Below are 18,670 nucleotides of genomic sequence, written 5' to 3' on the forward strand. Positions count from 1 at the left end.
TCCTCTCTATCGGAAAAGTTCTTTATTGTAATTACCCTTTCCATTGTGCAAGTAGTCCTATTATGAACAAAATCCATCCCGTGATTTCAGTTTTTTTCGGAAGAAGGCTGCTTTCCTTTATGATCTTCATTTTCATTTCTTCTGTCTTGATGTCCCGGAGGCGTGGATTTCTTATTTTTTTCCTGTTTTTCATGGCCGTTTGCTTTCTCTTTTTCTTTGCCGGGAGGTTTATTTCCGTTCCCATTATTTTCTTTTTGCTTCTTCATATTAGCATTATTTTGTTTATTATCTTGTCTTTTCTTTTCAGCAGCCTGTTTATCTTGTCTAACCGCTGAGTTCTCATCCGATTTCCCTTGCTTTTTTTCAGCTTTTCCGGCCTGTTTTTCCGTTTCTTTCGCTTGTTTCTTTTCTTCCTTCAATTGTTTTCTTGCTTCTTTCGACTGATCGGATTCCTTCGGCTCCCCGCCAGGTATATCAGCCAAATGAGCATCCGTATGTTCTCTCTCTTTCACGGATTGCTTCACGACAGCATAGGCAGAATTTGCATCCATCCCATCATCCGACCCTTTGGAAGTCTCATCCTGCTGCTCTGCTCCTTTTTCTTTCACATCTTCTTTATAAAAATCCTTTATAATGGCTGAATCCGATTGTGTAAGAGCTGAATCAGAAGAGGATGTATCTCCCTCCAGAATGGTCTGCGCCATGATTTCATTCATTGATTTATGCTCATCCTGAGCCGTCTGGCGCACTTTATCAGGCACCTGGAACGATGCGATATGTAATGTATTGTTGAATGAATTGACCGATCCCTCCAATATGCTGGTCAATTGCTTATCATCCTGTTTGGTATCTATGTAATTGACACCTATGATAATGCTTTCCGAGTCAGTTAAAAGACCTAAGTCACTCGATTTCCGCAAAATACTGGCTGCAACCTCTTCGACAGGCTCACCTGCCCAATCATCCAGAGAAGCAAGTACCGTTTTTGCCTCTTCATTCAAAGCCGCTGCAGAAATAACATCCATACGGTTATTGACCTTCAATTCAATGCTCGGATTGAAATCAAGGCTGACATAAGCATATGCTTTATTACCGCTGTACCAGGAATAAACCGGGAATAAGGCCAGCACAAAAACAAGCACCAATACGGCCACACGCATGAAATTCTTCATGGACGGTGTCCAATGTCTGATTCTTGTACGACGGACTAGTTCATGGGCACTGAATTCGACTTCTTGTCCGATCTCTGCCTGCTCTTTCACAACGATCTCCAAGAAATTCCCTTCGCTGGTCAGCACGATTGTGCTCCGGCGGCTTTGCTTGACGACGACTCCTCTTTTCACTAACTCACCCCCTTCATATAATCCTTCAGGTAAATATAATCCTCGCTAAGAATGATGAAGATGGCGAGAATATACTTCCTGTTCCTTTCCAATGTTTTCTTGCTCACAGATACCTTTTCGACTAGCTGTTTAATCGGGATTTTCTTCTTTCTATTCACATAATCCCGAAGCTCTCGATCCGCATGGAGAATCTTTGCTGCTTCGATTGCCGATTCCCTGGCATCGCGATGCTTTGGCGCGACTTGGATCAGCTCTTGGAACGACAGCTTATATTCCTTCAGTTTCTTATCATACTCCTCTATCTCAGCACGGCGATACCAAGTTTCTGTTTCCTGGACATAAGCTGTCTGGGCTGCTCGCACTTCACCTGGATTCTCACTTTCATCTTCATACAGCTCGTCCAAGGAAGCAGCAGGCTGGCGGATCCGCTCCCGCCTGATATAATCGATTGTCTTTCGCTTGATCACCAGCTTGGCAAATGAAAGGAAGGAACTCCCTTTATCATCCGCATAAGCAAGCATCGCTTCATTGAAAGCGGATAAACCGATACTGAATTCTTCATCCTTGGAAGGATCGATGAATCGCCGGCATACTTCGGACACGGATTTTGCAATGAAAGGCTGATAACTCTCGATCAGCTCATTTTGCAACTCGGTGTTTCCGGCCTGCACTTGTTTAATCTGTTCTTCTAATTTTCCGCGGTTAGGATCATTAGACTGGCGTAGATACAAGACCTATCACCTCCAGCCTTCTATATTTTTCGTAACATAATTGTAATTTTCGGGTGTAACACACTAAAATCATTTGTAAATTTCGTTTAAAATCAATTGAGATTCTTATATATGACATATGACTTACTCCAATACTTCACCAATATGCCTATCATACAACACCCGGTTTAAAGGCTGCTTCTCAAAATAATTACAAAAAAATTAAATCTCTGCAACAATAAAGCGCATAAAAAAGCCATCCTGTATAATCAGGACGGCTTTTTCACTAACCGGCGGAACGCTTTATACCGCTCTGCTGCATCAAGTACATCTGATAATATTGTCCCTGTTTCTCCAGTAGGGACATGTGATTGCCTTGTTCCAATATCTTCCCGTGATCCAGGACAAAAATCTGATCGGCATGCATGATTGTCGAAAGACGATGGGCGATGACCAATGTTGTCCTGCCCTGTTTGAGTACATCCAAAGCTCGCTGGATGACGGCCTCTGTTTCGGTGTCGATATTGGCAGTCGCTTCATCCAATATCAAAATGGAAGGATTGAAGGCCAATGCTCTCGCGAAGGAAACAAGCTGCCTTTCCCCCATGGAAAGGGTGGCTCCTCCTTCTTTGACTGGCTCATCGTATTGTTTCGGAAGCTTGGAGATGAATGGCTCCGCTCCTACTGCTTTCAGGGCTTCGATGGCCGCTTCGCGCGAAATAGCCGGATTATTCATTGTCACATTCGTCAGGATCGTACCTGTAAAAAGGAATGGATCCTGCAGCACAATCCCCATGCTGCTGCGGACTTGCTGGCGTGACATTTCTTTTGTATCCACACCATCAATCGTTATTCTCCCTTTCTGATGATCATAAAACCGGAATAATAAATTCATGATCGAGCTTTTGCCGGAACCTGTATGCCCGACGAAAGCTGCCGTCTGTCCGCTTTTTATCTGGAAGCTAAGGTCTTTCAGCACATAATCTTTATCATTATAAGCAAAGCTGACATGCTCAAAAGCGATTTCTCCTCGGTTCTTCTCACGCTTGGCCTGGGAATCCACATTTTCCCCTGGTTCTTCAAGCAGCTGGAATACACGAGCTGCAGCAACCCGTGCCTGCTCCAGCAGCGGCAGCTGATTCACTGCATCCGTGACCGGATTGAACAAACGGTTCAAGTAATCGACAAAAGCATAGAGCACTCCCACTGTAACGATGGAACCACCGGTTACAGCAGCACCTCCGAAATAACAGATGAATGCGACGAAAGCCAGGTTACGGAGCACTGTCACTAAGTTATGGGAGGTCAAAGCACTTAATTTCATCAGCTTCCGCTGGTAGGTGAAATTCCGCGTATTCAGCACTTCGAATTCTTCTTTTGTCTTATGTTCCCGGTTGAACGCCTGGATGATCGGCATGCCCTGAATCGATTCATTGATACTGCCGTTAATCTCACTGACCGTTTTTCGGACGACTTTATTGTATTTCGTGCCAAAATACTTATATACCTTCATCCAAGCCCAAAAAATCGGAATCACGAGTAAGCAAATGGCAGCCAGTTTGGCATTCAGCACGAACATCGCGACAAAGATACCACCCATATAAACGAAACTTGTCACAAATGTAGCCAATACCCGCTCATATAAATCACGGATCGCTTCTGTATCGTTGGTGATCCTTGCAACAATCGTCCCTGCCGGCCGGTCCACATAATAATGGATCGGCACACGCTGTGTATGGGCAAAAATTTCATTTCGCATTGTGCGTACGATTTTATTGGAAGCTTGCTGCAGCAAGAAAGTCTTCCAAAATTGAAATATTGCCGCAATGAATAATAGGCCTGCATAAACAATGAGCAAGATGATGATCGGCTGGAATTGCGGCCGGAAAAATTCATATAACTCTGCAGCTGAAAGTCTCGTGCCCGCTGCCTTTTCTTTCCCTTGCGGACCATCGACAGTGATTGTACCATCTGCATAGGATTTGGAACCTTCCAAAGGCAGGGCTCCATCCGCAAAATAAAAATGCCTGCCTATCTGCATGACGGTTGCTTCTCCGACTGCATCTTCCTTCGAGTCGAGCTCATCTGAACGGATATAAGTCTTTCCCGCATAATCGACTGTATGATCCGTCTCATTTTCCACTTCATACCAAGTGGACTCTATTCCAAGGATGTGATGATCGATTATTCGAGCTGCGATCAGCGGGCCTGCCAGCTCGAGCGCGACAGCAATGAGCAGGCAGATGAGACCGATATTGATCGTTTTCTTATTGCTTAATGCGTACTTGAACAATCGCCGTTCCGTCGTTTCTTTCTTCATGAGGAGACACCCCCCTTATCCTCAAGCTGCTGCAAATAAAACTGGCTTGCATACCAGCCGTCCGCTTCAAGCAGCTCTTCATGTGTACCTTGCTCCATGATCCTTCCATCATCCAGCACGATGATCTGTTCGGCATGCTTGACAGCGGAAAGTCGATGAGCTGCGATGATAGTCGTTTTATCCTGGCGCTCTTTCTTCAAATGCTCAATGATATTGGCTTCGGTTTTACCATCGACTGCACTCATGGAATCATCCAGGATCAATATTTCCGGATTCTTGATAAAGGCACGCGCCAGGGCGACACGCTGTTTCTGCCCTCCGGAAAGGGTGACCCCGCTTTCACCCACTTTTGTATCCAGGCCTTCGGGGAGGCTCTTTATATCCGTAAGGAAATGAGCGAGCTCCATGACACGGAAAATTTCCTCGTCGGATGCATCCTGTTTGCCATATCGGATATTTTCCCGGATCGTTTTCGAGAAAAGGATCTGTTCCTGCGGTACATAACCAATCCAGCTGCGCGTCTTCTGCAAGGAAAACTGTTCGATTGGTATACCGCCGAGCAGCAATCGACCTTCCCCTGGCGGATATTGACGGAGCAGCTGTTTGAACAATGTCGATTTGCCGGCACCAGTTTTACCTACAACACCAAGTGTCGTCCCCTGCTTGATCTCGAGGCTGATGTCATGGAGGCGCTCCGTATCATTGCCCGGATAACAGAAGCTTACAGAATCGAAGACAATATCTCCTGGTTTCTGCCGATCCACAGGCTGTTCGGGATCCGTTACATCGGCCGGATAATCAAGCGTCATATTGACACGATCCAAGGATGCATTCCCCCGCTGCAGGACATTGATCAATTCACCTACAGCAAACATCGGCCAAATAAGCATTCCAAGATACATATTGAACGATACTAGATTCCCCAGGGTGATTTCATTTTGGAAGACAAGCAAGGCGCCATAGCCGATTCCGATTGTGTAGGAAAGCCCTACAAGCACTTTCATCGTTGGTTCGAATAATGCATCGATCTTCGCTACCTTGATATTCTTCCGATAAACATCCTCCGTCATATCCTGAAACCGCTGTTCGTCCTGCTGCTCTTGAACGAATGCCCGTGTCACCCGGACTCCGCGGATCGATTCCAGCACTTCATTATTCAAGTTCCCGAAAGCTTCCTGTGCTTCCGTGAAGCGTTCATTGATAGCCTCTCCATATTTATGCATGACAATGGCCATGATGGGCATCGGGATAAGGGCGACCAACGTCAGTTCCCAGCTGATCGAAAATCCCATGATTGCAATGATCATGAGCATAAAAATACTTGAATCCACCAGCGTCAATACCCCGAAACCGCTTGTCATATAGATGGCACGTAAATCATTCGTACCTTGCGCCATCAGGTCCCCCACTTTTTTCTTATCGAAGAATGTAGGTGTCATACGGAAAAAGTGTCCCATCAGCTTGGAACGCATCAATCTCTCCAGAATCGCAGATCCGCTGAACAAGGTATAATCCCACACATAGGAAATGACATAGTGCAGCACGATAAGCAGCAGGAACAGACCGATGACCTGCCAAAGCCTTTCTGAAGTAAGCGAGTTATAATTGATCTCATCAATGGTGAGACCGATCAGCTTCGGCGGAATCAGACCGATCAAGCTGGCTAGTATAAGGGCGATAATCGCAATCGTATATCGCTTCCAATATTTCAGGAAAAACCAATCCAACTTCTTCAAAACATCAAACATACTATCCACCACCTTCTTTCACGAATTTGTCCAAACTGTTCAGCTAACCATCATCATTCCAATCTTCCTCCCATTTTTTTGTCTGTGTGTTCGGCATAGCGCTTCCTCCTTGTTTTCTTGTTATGATAAGAAGCCGGAAAGGAATCCCGGCCTGTATCAGCAAACCGTCATTTATGCATAAAAAAACGCGCACGCCCGCAGGCGTACACGTTGTTGGGAGTATGCAGCAAGCTAATTGCGACTACTCCATCCCGATAAAATCAAACCTCTAAAATACCGAATAAAGGAGGGGCCGCCCACTATGAAATTGGCTGTTAAAAGCTATTTTCCGGTTGTTCATCTTGGGTCCCTCCTTCCAATTGTAATTTTATGCATAATAAGTATATACATACCGGTCGAAAAAGGTCAATGTTATTTTCAAACAATTTAATCAATAAGAAATTGTTAACCATTTGCACTAATATGGTAGACTAGAGATGATAATTAAAAAAGGAGTATCGTAATCCATGTTATTAGATGAGATCTTGGTTCATAACCAAAAATTCGTAGAAAATAAAGAATACGCAAAATATGAAACAGATAAGTTCCCATCCAGGAAAGCTGTCATTCTAACTTGTATGGATGCCCGCTTGCTTGAACTGCTTCCAAAAGCGCTCAACCTCAAAAATGGCGATGCAAAAATGATCCAAAACGCAGGTGCGATGCTCGTCGACACTTCCGATAGTGCGATGAAAAGTATCTTAGTGGCGATCCACGCCTTGAAAGGTGAAGAAGTATTCGTAATCGGTCACAAAGACTGTGGCATGCATCATCTGCATGGTTCCGATATGCTGAAACAAATCGGCCAGCAAGGCGGGGATGTCGAAACATATCTGCGTCAATCATCCAGTGAGGATATTGCCAATACATGGTTTGATGGATTCAACAGTGTAGAGGAATCAGTGGAAAACAGTGCATCGCTGATCGCGAATCATCCTTTGCTGCCAAAACAAGTACCCGTCCATGCCCTTGTAATCGATCCGGCAACTGGTGAATTGACTGTCGTTCGTAACGGATACGAAAAAACCAACTGACAGATTGTCAGTTGGTTTTTTTTGCGTGTTCTTTTATGATTTCAATTACTCGTTGTTTCGCTTCTTGGCTCTCATAATGACTCATGCTGCGCAATATTTCGTTTTTATGCTCCTTGAGATCCTGTAAATGCTGAATCAAGGAAGCACTTGTCAAATCCTCTTCTTCCAAAACATCGGCATAGCCTTGTTTCTTGAAGGAGCTTGCATTAAGCAGCTGATCTCCCCGGCTTGCTTTCCGGGATAATGGCACCAAAAGCATCGGCTTACGGAGTGCCAAAAATTCAAAGATAGCATTCGAACCCGCACGTGACAAGACGAAATCAGAGGCTGCGAACAAATCGTTCAAACCTTCGTTCACATATTCAAATTGCACATAGCCATCTCTCTTGATTGTTTCATCCAGTTGATTCTTTCCGCAGATGTGGATAATCTGGAATTCCTGCAGCAGTGTGTCCAAGCTGGAGCGGACCGCCTCATTGATCACTTGGGATCCTCCGCTGCCTCCCATGATCAACAAAACAGCCTTATCAGGTGAAAAGCCGAGATTCTCCAAACCCACTCTCCGATTACCTTGAATCAATTCATCCCGGACGACTGCTCCGACCCATTCCGCTTTTTTGGCAGAGACATGGGATACTGTTTCAGCAAATGTCGTCACGATTTTCTTCGCGAATGGCATCGCAAGCTTATTCGCCAATCCAGGTGTAATATCCGATTCATGAATGACAGCCGGAATATGACGCAGCCAGGACGCAAATAATACCGGAACCGAAACGAATCCGCCTTTGGAGAAAATGACATCCGGTTTCACTTTTCCCATGATTCGATATGCCTGCAGTGTTCCTTTCATCACTTTGAAAGGATCCTTGAAGTTCTCCTTGGACATATAACGTCTTAATTTCCCGGTGGAAATGCTGTGATATGTCACGCCTTCTATCGACTCAATCAGGTCACGCTCTATTCCATTCTTTGAACCAATGTAATCGATTTTCCACCCTTCCTGTCTGAATACAGGAATCAGGGCCACGTTCACGATTACATGGCCGGCCGTGCCGCCCCCCGTAAATAGAATCCGTTTTTCCTTCATGTTGTAAATCCTTCCCTTTCCCATTAAAAGCACTTCTCTATTTAATATATCTGTAATTTATTTGTAATATAAACGAAACATTGTATCGCCTTCTCTATCCTAAAGGATATCTTAGAAAAAAGAAAGGGCTTTTTGGCATATGACCAATATATGCTTTTTCAAGAGGGATTTCAAGAAACCCAAAGAAACAGCAGTGGAATCACTGCTGTTCAGACTGAAACTTCTGTTTCCTCGTTCGAAAAGAAGCGCTGCATGGCATAGAATACATCTGTTTTCTTACGCAGGACATAATATCTGAATTTGGGATGGTCCATCTTCCGGAATATTTGCATCAATGTGGAATGGCGATTATATTGATTCACTTCCCCATATCCGAACATACTTGATTTTTCAAGCAGCTGATTGATGAGACCGACGCAGCGGCTATTATCGGAAGTGAGATTATCCCCGTCCGAAAAATGGAAAGGGTATATATTATATGCCGATGGCGGGTACTTTTCATCTATCAACTGCAATGCTTTCTTATAAGCTGAGGAGCAGATGGTCCCGCCGCTTTCCCCTTTCGAGAAGAAGGACTCCTCGTCAACGACATTAGCCTCGGTATGATGGGCTATGAACTCAATATCCACCGTTTCATATTTGGTCCGGAGGAAACGTGTCATCCAAAAGAAGAAGCTTCTTGCCACGTATTTTTCCCAATTCCCCATGCTGCCGCTCGTATCAAGCATAGCGAGGACGACAGCCTTCGAATCAGGCTTTTCAATCGTGTCCCAAGTCTTATAGCGGACATCTTCCGGATAAATCGGAGCAAATGAAGCACTCCCGCTTAGCGCATTGCGCTTGAATGCTTCCAGCATCGTCCTTTTTTTGTCGATATTACCGATAAGACCTGTCTTGCGGATGTCGTGAAAGGCAATATCCGTCACGATCATCTGCTGTTCATCTTTTTGTTCCAGATTCGGCAGCTCCAGCTGGCTGTAAAAATTCTCTTCCAATTCCTCAAAAGATACTTCCGCTTCATAATAATCCTGACCAGGCTGATCTCCTGCTTCACCTGGTCCCTTGCCAGGTTCCTTTTGCTGACCGCCGGCACGTCCCAGCACATCTCCTACTTTACTGTCGCCTTTTCCTTGACCGGCATGTTTGTTCTTGTCTTGGCTATAACGGATTTTGTATTCATCCAATGACCTGATCGGTATTTTGATCAGATCCTTCCCATTTGACATGATAATATTTTCTTCTGTGATCAAATCGGGCAATTTGTTCTTCAATACTTCCTGGACCTTCTCCTGATGCCGCTTTTGATCATCATATCCTTTTCGATGGAGGGACCAGTCTTCTTCCGACACTGCAAAATGATTGGAATCACTCATTCGCCAGCCTCCCTTAAGATAATTAGTCTATCTTATGCGGGAAGACGGACATTGATTAAACAAACTCCGGAAAAGTGATTCATTATCTGAAAATTCCGCGCGATCGTACATTCACATTGATATGCGGTACAATTTTTATATTTTTGAAATCACGGTCCCAGTCAAGCTTGCTCCAATAGTCAGGATGATGGCCATAGATGCTGCGGCCGATTCCAAATACATCGCTATTCGCCTCTTGAATGATGCTGATCGTTTCCTTGGCCTGGTCAGTCAATGCCTGCTCCAGATTCTCTTTGACCTCCGGCAATTTATCCAGGCTTAGATGATCCTGCGGGTATTCTTGGATCATTACCGTTAAATCCAATGTGATATCTGTCCGGACTTTATGCTGTTTATCTGGTTTCGACTTGATTTCACTCGAATAATCCTCGATATTTATCGTCGTATAGTCATCGATGGCTTGTTTCTCCCCATCAAAGATCTTAAGCGTGATTCGGGCTATTTTTCCCTTAATCCGCTTCATCAGCAGAAAAAGAGTCGTATGATCGAAAGGGATATCCTTACCGCTATAACTTGATTCATGGAATAATGCCATTCCTTCATAAGAAACTGTCTTTCCGCCATCCCCGACTTTCAGAAGCGGCAAGGTAAAATCTTCCCCTTCTTCAAAAAGCTCCGAACCTATCGCTTGCAGACTGGTTTCGACCGCATTGGTGGTTTCCACTTCCGATTCGACTATACCTTCTATATATTCGCTCGGACGAATCTCGGATTCAGGGACCACTTTCAGCGCCTGCTGTGCATTCCCCTTCACCACCACCGGTACGACATCGAGATGCATCCTCGCATCCCGGTAATAAGGATCGACGTATGGATAAATATCCTGACGGGCAAGGTTTTCTCCCAAAAGTAAAACATCAAGCTGGGCTGGACTGTAAGTGGAGGATAATCGTCTGTCGATATTCGTTCTTGCCTCGGAAGATGTACTTCCGGTTGCGGTAAGGAACTGCGTGGATTCTTCTCCAGGCCCCTGTGAACTATTTTGGACATTCGGTATCAGGATGGTATTTGTATAAACTCCATCATCCGACAGATCATAAGCTGCCGTTATCCCAAGCTTCACTTCTTTGAACTCCCTCGTATCCCAGCATCCTGACAAAAGCAGCGTACAGCTCAGCAAGATGATACACAGCTTTTTCATTGTGCAGCCCCCTTTTGCTTATCTTTTCTGCGCAGGAAGGATAGCAGGAATAACAAAATCGGGATGTACATGGTGAAATAATCGGTTATCTGATCCTGAAAATCGATAATATGCCCAAGATTCTTTTCATTTAGCCCGCCCCAATAGGAAACCGCTATCACAATGAAGGAAGCAGCATAGACAATCAGCATTTTCTTCTTCGATTTTGGTATATTGTCAAAAGCCCTTTCTGCAGCATAAAGATACGAAGCGAAAGCTGTCATGGCAAATACGGTCCACATCGCAAGTACAAATATATCGATTCTGGTGATGATGACAGAATCGGCTGTCCTCAGCATATAAAGAACCGGCTGCGAGATGTGTTCAATCTGATCCGACCCGAAATGAGCGAAGGATACGATCACCGTATATAAATAGAAAAAGATGACAATCAGGTTCGCTCCCAGTACTGTCCTTATTTTTTGCTTATGAGATCCCTTTGTATAAGGGAGGAACAATAATAATAATACATAGCTGCTCAAGGAATAGATGGTGACTCTGATCCCTTCGATATAAGCAGAAAAAGGTGCCTGTCCTATTGGCAGTAAATAAATGAATTTTGCATCCACGAAACCGAATAAGAACAGCGCTGACAGCAAGAAAAGGATGACAGAGAAAAAGGTAAAAACTTTGGCGATAAGCGTGAGACCGCCCGATATAGTGTAAAGCGCACTGATGACCAGTAACGCATACAGCACAATGATCGGCGTCTCAGGCAGAAGCCATTGATTGATCAGTTCCCCATAAGAAGTTAAAAGGTAAATTGCCACAACCAAAAAATAAACATAATAGCCGATTTGCGCTGCGCGTCCCAACACATTGCCGAAGCTGCTTTTCAGAATCTCGAATAGACCTTCACCTGGATAGCATTTACTAATATGCATCATCATCAACACAAAAATGATGGAAATGAAACCGCCAATAAGCAATGGAATCCAGCCATCGGGCCCGGCCGCTTTATGCAGGACAGTGGATAAATTCAGGATATCGACGCCAATTTGACTCTGGATATAGATATACCCAAGCTGGGATAAAGTAATTTTTTGTTTTGCATCACTTTTCTCCATGATCATCACCCAGTTCATTGGACTTATATGGCCGCGGTGACTCCACCTGATCTGGACGGCGCTTCATCAAAAATTGCGGAACACGTATTACCGTATCTTTTAGATCCCGGAATTGTATCGGCGTAAAGTAGCTAAGCCCCAATGATTCCATCCGGCAAAGGTGAATCAGCACCATCAGCAAACCGAAAGCGATACCGATAAATCCGAGAATGGAACTAAGGATGATCAGCGGGAACGTCAACACCCTAAGCGAATCACTCATTTCATTCGAAGGCACTAAAAACGAGGCCAGGGATGTGAGGGCAATGACGATCACCATCAAATTGGATACCAAACCTGCCGTCACAATCGCATCCCCGATAACCAGACCACCTACAATACCAATGGTCGAACCAATGGGAGACGGCAGCCGAATACCCGATTCCCTGATAAGCTCAATGACGATCACCATTAATATAGCCTCGACTATGGGCGGGTACGCAATGTCCCTGATAGCCCCCAATACTGGCGATATCAATTCTTCCGGAATGACTTCATAATGGAAGCCGACAACGGCAATATAAAAGGATGGCAGCGTAATGGCCAGAATGAAACTGAAAAGGCGAATCAAACGAATATATGTTGCTACAATCCAGCGGGTATTATAATCATCCGGCGATTGATAAAAAGCATAAAATGTAACCGGTGCAATCAGGCAAGTAGGATTGTTCGCAAATAAAATGGCAATTCTCCCCTCCATAAGCTGCGCAACAGTCTTATCCGGTCTTTCCGTACTTAAGAATTGCGGAAAGATACTATAACTGCGATCCTCGATGTATTCACTGAATGCCCCCGCACTCAGGAGCGCATCGATTTTGATGCTTTTCACCCTTTTTTCCAGCTCTTCCACCACCTCCGGATTCGCTATTCCATCCACATAGATCAGGGCGATTTCTGATTCGGTATAGTCGCCAACCGTCTGTTTTTTTATCGTTAGACTGCGATGCTGGATGCGGCGCCGAATCAGATTGATATTCTGCTTGATATCTTCATTGAATCCATCATGCGAACCCTTGATGACCTTTTCGTTCATCGGCTCATTGATTGCCCTGACTACATTCTGCTGGACATTGAAAAAATACAAAGCAGAGTCTCCCTCCACCAAATAGACAGCCTTGCCCTCCAGGAGCGCAGTTATTGCTTTATTTAGGTCGTCGCTTTCTTCCCGGTCTTTGACCTTCGCTATATTGCCATCCGTCTTCAATAGCGGCTCGAATATATAACGCTGCATTTTATCCGAATCCGTAATGTCATCTATGTAAACCAATGCCTGCTTATTTCCCGGCAGCAAGCGTATTTTCAGATCAGTTGAATTCCGCAATTCATTCTGCAAGTATTGAATATTTTTTTCCAGTGACGCTGTGGATCGATGCGGCGGCATCTTATCTTCCCGTATGACTTTCTCTTGTACCGGCTGGTTCTTCCTTTGCTTAAAAAAACCCATGACGACGCCCCCCTCCTGTAATTGGATATCTGTAGTTTGCACAGCGCCACTAAAGATATGTGGAAAAAAGACCACAATCAAAACCACCAGTGTGAACTGGTGGTTTGTTCTGCGGCTAAAAGCCTTTGTTACCGGCCTAGGCCTCAAAGGCCCGCTGAATGGGTTCCCTCTTGCACCACATCTACTCACCAATTCTAAAGAATTTCTTTATTTCTTCCGATTTTTTTCTCCTGTAAATGGATCGTACTCTTCGAATAATGTCAATTGATCGCCCATATAGTCCTCTTTTAGCTGATTCCTAATATATTCTTGTATTTGTTTCTTATTTCTCCCGACTGTATCAACATAGAATCCTCGACACCAAAATTTTCGATTTCCATATCTATATTTTAAATTGGCATGACGATCGAATATCATTAAACTACTTTTCCCTTTTAAGTATCCCATAAATTGTGACACACTTAATTTCGGCGGGATACTTATCAACATATGAATGTGATCCGGACAAGCATTTGCTTCATGGATAATCACACCTTTCCGTTCACATAAATCCCTAATAATTTGTCCGATACTCTTTTTGTATTTTCCGTAAATAACCTGCCTTCTGTACTTTGGCGCAAATACTACGTGATACTTACAATTCCATGTTGTATGTGCTAAACTGTTCATGTCCTTCATAGGGCACTCCTCCTTCTATGGCGAGATAAAGTGGTCGGGAAACCAACTTTATCCTACCATGAAGTGAGGTTTTTTTATTACCACGCTTGAAGCTTTCTGGAACCCCCGGCATAGCCAGGGGTTTTCTAATACATATAAAAAAACCACCCTCCATCTTGAGGGTGGTTCCAATCAATTCAGCCTTCCAAAAGAAGATCATATGGATCTTCAAGCAATTGCTTGATGCGTACAAGGAACTGGACTGCATCCTTTCCATCGACGATACGATGATCGTAAGACAAGGCAAGATACATCATCGGACGAATCTGAATCGTATCATCCGGCATTGCTATCGGGCGTTTCTGGATAGCATGCATTCCCAGGATACCGACTTGCGGTGTATTCAGGATCGGTGTGGAAACAAGCGATCCAAAAATACCGCCGTTTGTGATGGTGAAGGAACCTCCGTTCAATTCATCCAGGCTGAGCTCTTTATTGCGGGCTTTTTTGCCTAAACGGGCTATCTCGCTTTCAATTCCGGCAAAGTCCAGCCGATCAGCATCCCGGACGACTGGTACGACCAGGCCATCATCAGTTGATACCGCTATACCAACATCGTAGAATTTCTTCAATACGATCTCATTACCCTGAATTTCTGCATTGATGTATGGGAATTCCTTCAGTGCACCGACGACTGCTTTTGTGAAGAAGGACATAAACCCAAGCTTCACGTCATGTTTTTCAAGGAATTTATCTTTCCGTTCACTGCGCAGCTGCATGACAGCTGTCATATCCACTTCATTGAATGTGGTCAGCATGGCGGATGTATGCTGTGCTTCGACCAGCCGGTTAGCTATCGTCTGGCGGCGGCGCGTCATTTTCACACGCTCGATTGGTTTATCAAACTCCGTTTTTTCCTGCTGCTTCTGTTTTTCGGCTTTTGCTTGTTTGGCAGGTTTCTCTTTCGGCTTAGCTGCCTCTTCGACATCCTCAGGGCGAATCCGTCCAAATGGATCACGTGATGAAATCTCATCCAGGCTGATTCCCAGCTCACGGGCACGTTTGCGGGCAGCAGGAGTAGCCAGTGTGTTTTTGTTGGACGCGGCCGGCTCAGCGGCTTCGCCTTTCGTTTCGTCCTTCTTCTCTTCAGCCGGGGCCGGAGCCTCTGCTACAGCAGCAGCTTCTGCTTTTGTCTCTTCGGCAGCAGAACCTGCCGCCGCGCCATTTTCATCAACTGTTGCGATGATATCGCCAACTTCGACATCATCGCCAGCTTCCTTCAGCAATTCCTTGACCACACCGCTGTACTCGGCATTGACTTCCACATTTACCTTATCTGTCTCCAGCTCAAGGACAGGGTCCCCTTTTTCGACATGATCGCCCGGATTGACCAGCCATTCTGAAATTGTTCCTTCTGTAATTGATTCTGCCAGCTCTGGTACTTTTAGTTCCTTCATACGCTAACTCCTCCCTTGGACAGCTTTAAGGCTTGGTTGATGATCTGCTTTTGCTCTGTTTTATGGATGGCAGGCTTACCCACTGCCGGTGATGCCCGATCCGGGCGGCCGATGTATTCAAGTGTCTGATCCTCTGACAGAATCGCTTCGATCCTGTCGCGGACAAATGTCCATGCTCCCATATTACGCGGTTCTTCCTGTACCCATCTCACTTCGCTGATAGACGGATAGTCCTTGAAGATCTGTTTGATTTTCTGGGCAGGGAATGGATAAAGCTGTTCCAGACGGACGATATGGAGTTCTTCAAATGAACCAGTTTCTTTCTCCATCGCTTCTTCCAGATCCACCATCACTTTTCCGCTGCCTAATACGAGAGTTCTCGCCGTTTCGGATGTTGCCTCATTGTTAGGCTGAACTCGCAAGGAAGAAAAGCTTCCTTCCGTAAATTCCTCCAGCTTGCTTGCCAACCGGGCACTTCGCATCAAGCTTTTCGGCGTCATGAGCACGAGCGGTCTTGCCTCTTCCCTTCCGCCCAGTTTCGCCTGTCTGCGGAGTAGATGGAAGAGCTGGGCGGAACTCGTCACATTCGCGATGATCAAGTTATTCTCAGCTGCAAGCTGCAGGAATCTTTCCACGCGGCCGCTGGAATGCTCCGGTCCCTGGCCTTCGTAGCCATGCGGCAGCAAAATTGCCATATTGGATTTCTCGCCCCATTTGGCACGCCCTGCTGCAATGAACTGATCGAAAAGCACCTGCCCTGTATTGGCGAAGTCACCGAATTGCGCCTCCCAAATGACAAAAGCATCCGGATTGTGCACGCTGTAGCCATATTCAAAGCCGATGACCCCGGCTTCCGATAATGGACTGTTATGAAGGGCAAATGATTTCGCTTCATCCAGGCCATGCAGCGGAGAGTAAGTCGCATCTGTCTCGATATCATGCAATACCGCATGTCTGTGGGCGAATGTTCCACGCTCTGAATCCTGACCTGTCAGTCTGATTGGAGTGCCTTCCTGTAAAATGCTCGCATATGCAAGAATTTCGCCGACAGCCCAATCCGCTTTTCCCTCTTCTTCAAATGCCTGATGCCGCTTGGAAAGGATTTTGATCAGCTTTTTAAAGACTTGGAATCCTTCCGGCCGTTTCTGAAGCTGCCGATTGAGGGAGAACAATGTATCCGCAGGGACACTGGTTTTTATCTCCGGCAGATCGCATTTCAATGCTTCCGGCTCCGGTTTCGGCATTTTTTCTTTCGCCTCTTCTTCCTTCATATTCTGGAAGATATCCCTCAGATATTCACCGACTTGTTCACTCAGCACTTCATAGCCTTCCTGTCCTGTGATGACTTTCTCTTTTTCAAGCTTCCCGGAAAAGATTTTGGCTACGGTATCATGCGCATCGATGTCCTGATAAAGGATCGGCTGTGTCGAACGCGGTTCATCCATTTCATTGTGACCATATCTGCGGTACCCGACCAGGTCGATCAAGAAGTCTTTATGGAAACGCTGGCGGTATCGGAAAGCAAGCATTGCCGCTGCAACGCAGGCCAGCGGATCATCTGCATTCACGTGCACGATGGGAATCTCGAAGCCTTTCGCCAAATCACTTGCATATCGGGTGGAACGTCCATCACGGCGATTCGTCGTGAAGCCAACCTGATTGTTTGCGATGATATGAACCGATCCAGCTGTGCTGTACCCTGGCAGATCTCCGAGGTTAAGCGTCTCAGCTACAATCCCTTCCCCGATGAATGCCGCATCGCCATGAATGAGGATACTAAGTGCTTTTGAAGGATCCTGTTCCGGATAACCCGGCTTTGAGGTATTATCCTGAGCCGCTCTCGTAAAGCCTTCTACAACCGGATTCACGAACTCCAAATGGGAAGGATTGTTTGCCAGTGTAATTCTCGTGTGCTTCTCTTGTCCTTCATGATGTTCCGCCACAGCGCCGAAATGATACTTTACATCCCCTGTCCAGCCGCCATGCAGCCCTTTAGATCCCTCGGAAGGCAGCAGTTCTTTTTCACCGGTATGATTGAACTCGGAAAAGATGAGATCGAAGGGTTTGCCTAAAACATGCGCAAGAACGGAAAGTCTCCCCCTGTGCGCCATGCCAAGCATCACTTCATCCGTATCAGCAAGACATGCTTCTTTGATGATGGCATCAAGCATCGGCACCATCGATTCAAGACCCTCGATGGAGAAGCGTTTCTGGCCGACGAACGTACGTGAGAGGAAGGATTCAAATCCTTCTACATCTGTAAGGCGCTTCAAAATTTCCTTTTTGTCAGCTGCACTCCAAGCAGGAATATAAGAGGCCGTCTCAATTTGTTCCTGGAGCCATTTACGCTCTTCATTATCAGCAACATGATCATACTCGAAGGAAGTCGTCCCTGCATATCTCTCCTTCAATAGCTGCACGGCATCCAATGCCGTATGTACATGATCCGGAGCATCTTCCCACACAAAGCTTGCCGGGATCTCCCGAAGGTCGGATTCACTCAGCTGGAAATCTTCCATTTTGGTGAGCACTGCAGACTCCGCGTGCTCTCCGCCTACCGGATAGATATCCGCTTCGAGATGCCCATGGCGGCGGATGGCTTCCACAAGCTGGATTGCAGCTTTTATTTTTTTGATGGATACTTCGGAAAGTCCTGCAGATGGAGCGTCTTCCCCTTGACGCTGTGTCAGCCGCGGCTCCCCATGTGTATCGAACAATTCTTTCAATGATGCTTCCACTGATTCCGGATCTTGCCTGTATTTGTCGTATTGCTCTTCCACATAACCCATATTCGGTCCATGGAAGTTCTCCCAGAATCTTTCACTAGATTCCTTTTGTCCCACGACTGTTCCCCCCAATAGAAGTAACTTTTTTAAATTGCTCATGGCTTAGTAATTGGAAATTAAATAAAGTGGCTTGATTCGTTTTCACACTCCCAATATACCGTAACAAGACAAAACTTACAACTAAAACAAGAAAATTTTTAAAACGCTTTCTTTGTTGATATATAAGGATTTATCCAAATGCATTTCATAAATATCATCATTTTGAAAGCGTTTTTACATTTTTGTTTCAAGAAGAAAAAATCTTTGCTTTTTTTAATTAAAAAAGA

The 18,670-nt window shown here is 45.3% G+C and carries 13 protein-coding genes; 1 reads left to right on the forward strand and 12 read right to left on the reverse strand.

Features of this window, described 5'->3' with window-relative positions:
• Positions 1–86 precede the first annotated feature (86 nt).
• The 4 genes from MHI54_RS03275 to MHI54_RS03290 form a co-directional block, all read right to left on the reverse strand.
• Complete coding sequence (locus MHI54_RS03275; RefSeq protein WP_340082302.1) at positions 87–1,343, reverse strand: anti-sigma factor domain-containing protein; 1,257 nt, start codon at positions 1,341–1,343, stop codon at positions 87–89.
• Positions 1,343–2,074 carry an RNA polymerase sigma-I factor gene (sigI, locus tag MHI54_RS03280; RefSeq protein ID WP_340082303.1) on the reverse strand — a complete coding sequence of 244 codons (732 nt, stop codon included), beginning with the start codon at positions 2,072–2,074 and terminating at the stop codon, positions 1,343–1,345. Before sigI ends, MHI54_RS03275 begins: the two co-directional genes overlap by 1 nt.
• Before the next feature lie 265 nt (positions 2,075–2,339).
• Positions 2,340–4,373 carry an ABC transporter ATP-binding protein gene (locus MHI54_RS03285; protein WP_340082304.1) on the reverse strand — a complete coding sequence of 678 codons (2,034 nt, stop codon included), beginning with the start codon at positions 4,371–4,373 and terminating at the stop codon, positions 2,340–2,342.
• Positions 4,370–6,121, reverse strand: a complete 1,752-nt coding sequence (locus tag MHI54_RS03290) for an ABC transporter ATP-binding protein (RefSeq protein ID WP_095216458.1) — start codon at positions 6,119–6,121, stop codon at positions 4,370–4,372. Before MHI54_RS03290 ends, MHI54_RS03285 begins: the two co-directional genes overlap by 4 nt.
• A gap of 506 nt (positions 6,122–6,627) precedes the next feature.
• On the opposite strand from MHI54_RS03290, the gene MHI54_RS03295 reads away from it, so the two are divergent.
• Positions 6,628–7,194 carry a carbonic anhydrase gene (locus tag MHI54_RS03295; protein ID WP_095216457.1) on the forward strand — a complete coding sequence of 189 codons (567 nt, stop codon included), beginning with the start codon at positions 6,628–6,630 and terminating at the stop codon, positions 7,192–7,194.
• Positions 7,195–7,201: 7 nt separating this feature from the next.
• Here the strand turns inward: MHI54_RS03295 and MHI54_RS03300 are convergent, their stop codons facing one another.
• The 8 genes from MHI54_RS03300 to MHI54_RS03335 all read right to left on the reverse strand — a co-directional run bounded on the left by MHI54_RS03300 (position 7,202) and on the right by MHI54_RS03335 (position 18,443).
• Positions 7,202–8,281, reverse strand: a complete 1,080-nt coding sequence (locus tag MHI54_RS03300; protein WP_340082305.1) for an undecaprenyldiphospho-muramoylpentapeptide beta-N-acetylglucosaminyltransferase — start codon at positions 8,279–8,281, stop codon at positions 7,202–7,204.
• Positions 8,282–8,490: 209 nt separating this feature from the next.
• A complete protein-coding gene (gene yhbH, locus MHI54_RS03305; RefSeq protein WP_340082306.1) occupies positions 8,491–9,654 on the reverse strand; it encodes a sporulation protein YhbH in 1,164 nt (387 codons plus the stop codon).
• An 82-nt stretch (positions 9,655–9,736) separates the two neighbouring features.
• Positions 9,737–10,855, reverse strand: coding sequence for a Ger(x)C family spore germination protein (locus tag MHI54_RS03310; RefSeq protein ID WP_340082307.1), 1,119 nt, complete (start codon positions 10,853–10,855; stop codon positions 9,737–9,739).
• Positions 10,852–11,961 carry an endospore germination permease gene (locus MHI54_RS03315; protein WP_340082308.1) on the reverse strand — a complete coding sequence of 370 codons (1,110 nt, stop codon included), beginning with the start codon at positions 11,959–11,961 and terminating at the stop codon, positions 10,852–10,854. Before MHI54_RS03315 ends, MHI54_RS03310 begins: the two co-directional genes overlap by 4 nt.
• Entirely contained in the window at positions 11,948–13,444 is a 1,497-nt protein-coding gene (locus MHI54_RS03320; RefSeq protein ID WP_340082309.1) for a spore germination protein, read from the reverse strand. The genes MHI54_RS03315 and MHI54_RS03320 overlap by 14 nt, the downstream gene beginning before the upstream one ends.
• A gap of 207 nt (positions 13,445–13,651) precedes the next feature.
• Entirely contained in the window at positions 13,652–14,122 is a 471-nt protein-coding gene (tnpA, locus tag MHI54_RS03325) for an IS200/IS605 family transposase (protein ID WP_093727170.1), read from the reverse strand.
• A gap of 176 nt (positions 14,123–14,298) precedes the next feature.
• Positions 14,299–15,558: a 2-oxoglutarate dehydrogenase complex dihydrolipoyllysine-residue succinyltransferase gene (gene odhB / locus MHI54_RS03330; protein ID WP_340082310.1), complete on the reverse strand. Its 1,260-nt coding sequence runs from the start codon at positions 15,556–15,558 to the stop codon at positions 14,299–14,301.
• Complete coding sequence (locus tag MHI54_RS03335; RefSeq protein WP_095216451.1) at positions 15,555–18,443, reverse strand: 2-oxoglutarate dehydrogenase E1 component; 2,889 nt, start codon at positions 18,441–18,443, stop codon at positions 15,555–15,557. Before MHI54_RS03335 ends, odhB begins: the two co-directional genes overlap by 4 nt.
• Positions 18,444–18,670: the final 227 nt, after the last annotated feature.

The organism is Terribacillus sp. FSL K6-0262, assembly GCF_037977385.1.
Classification (GTDB): domain Bacteria; phylum Bacillota; class Bacilli; order Bacillales; family Amphibacillaceae; genus Terribacillus.

Bases quoted from the DNA above. Each gene is read 5' to 3' on its own strand.
- MHI54_RS03285 (WP_340082304.1), bottom strand. From the start codon at position 4,373: ATGAAGAAAGAAACGACGGAACGGCGATTGTTCAAGTACGCATTAAGC.
- yhbH (WP_340082306.1), bottom strand. From the start codon at position 9,654: ATGAGTGATTCCAATCATTTTGCAGTGTCGGAAGAAGACTGGTCCCTC.
- MHI54_RS03335 (WP_095216451.1), bottom strand. From the start codon at position 18,443: ATGAGCAATTTAAAAAAGTTACTTCTATTGGGGGGAACAGTCGTGGGA.
- MHI54_RS03290 (WP_095216458.1), bottom strand. From the start codon at position 6,121: ATGTTTGATGTTTTGAAGAAGTTGGATTGGTTTTTCCTGAAATATTGG.
- MHI54_RS03315 (WP_340082308.1), bottom strand. From the start codon at position 11,961: ATGGAGAAAAGTGATGCAAAACAAAAAATTACTTTATCCCAGCTTGGG.
- MHI54_RS03295 (WP_095216457.1), top strand. From the start codon at position 6,628: ATGTTATTAGATGAGATCTTGGTTCATAACCAAAAATTCGTAGAAAAT.
- odhB (WP_340082310.1), bottom strand. From the start codon at position 15,558: ATGAAGGAACTAAAAGTACCAGAGCTGGCAGAATCAATTACAGAAGGA.
- MHI54_RS03320 (WP_340082309.1), bottom strand. From the start codon at position 13,444: ATGGGTTTTTTTAAGCAAAGGAAGAACCAGCCGGTACAAGAGAAAGTC.
- tnpA (WP_093727170.1), bottom strand. From the start codon at position 14,122: ATGAAGGACATGAACAGTTTAGCACATACAACATGGAATTGTAAGTAT.
- MHI54_RS03300 (WP_340082305.1), bottom strand. From the start codon at position 8,281: ATGAAGGAAAAACGGATTCTATTTACGGGGGGCGGCACGGCCGGCCAT.
- MHI54_RS03310 (WP_340082307.1), bottom strand. From the start codon at position 10,855: ATGAAAAAGCTGTGTATCATCTTGCTGAGCTGTACGCTGCTTTTGTCA.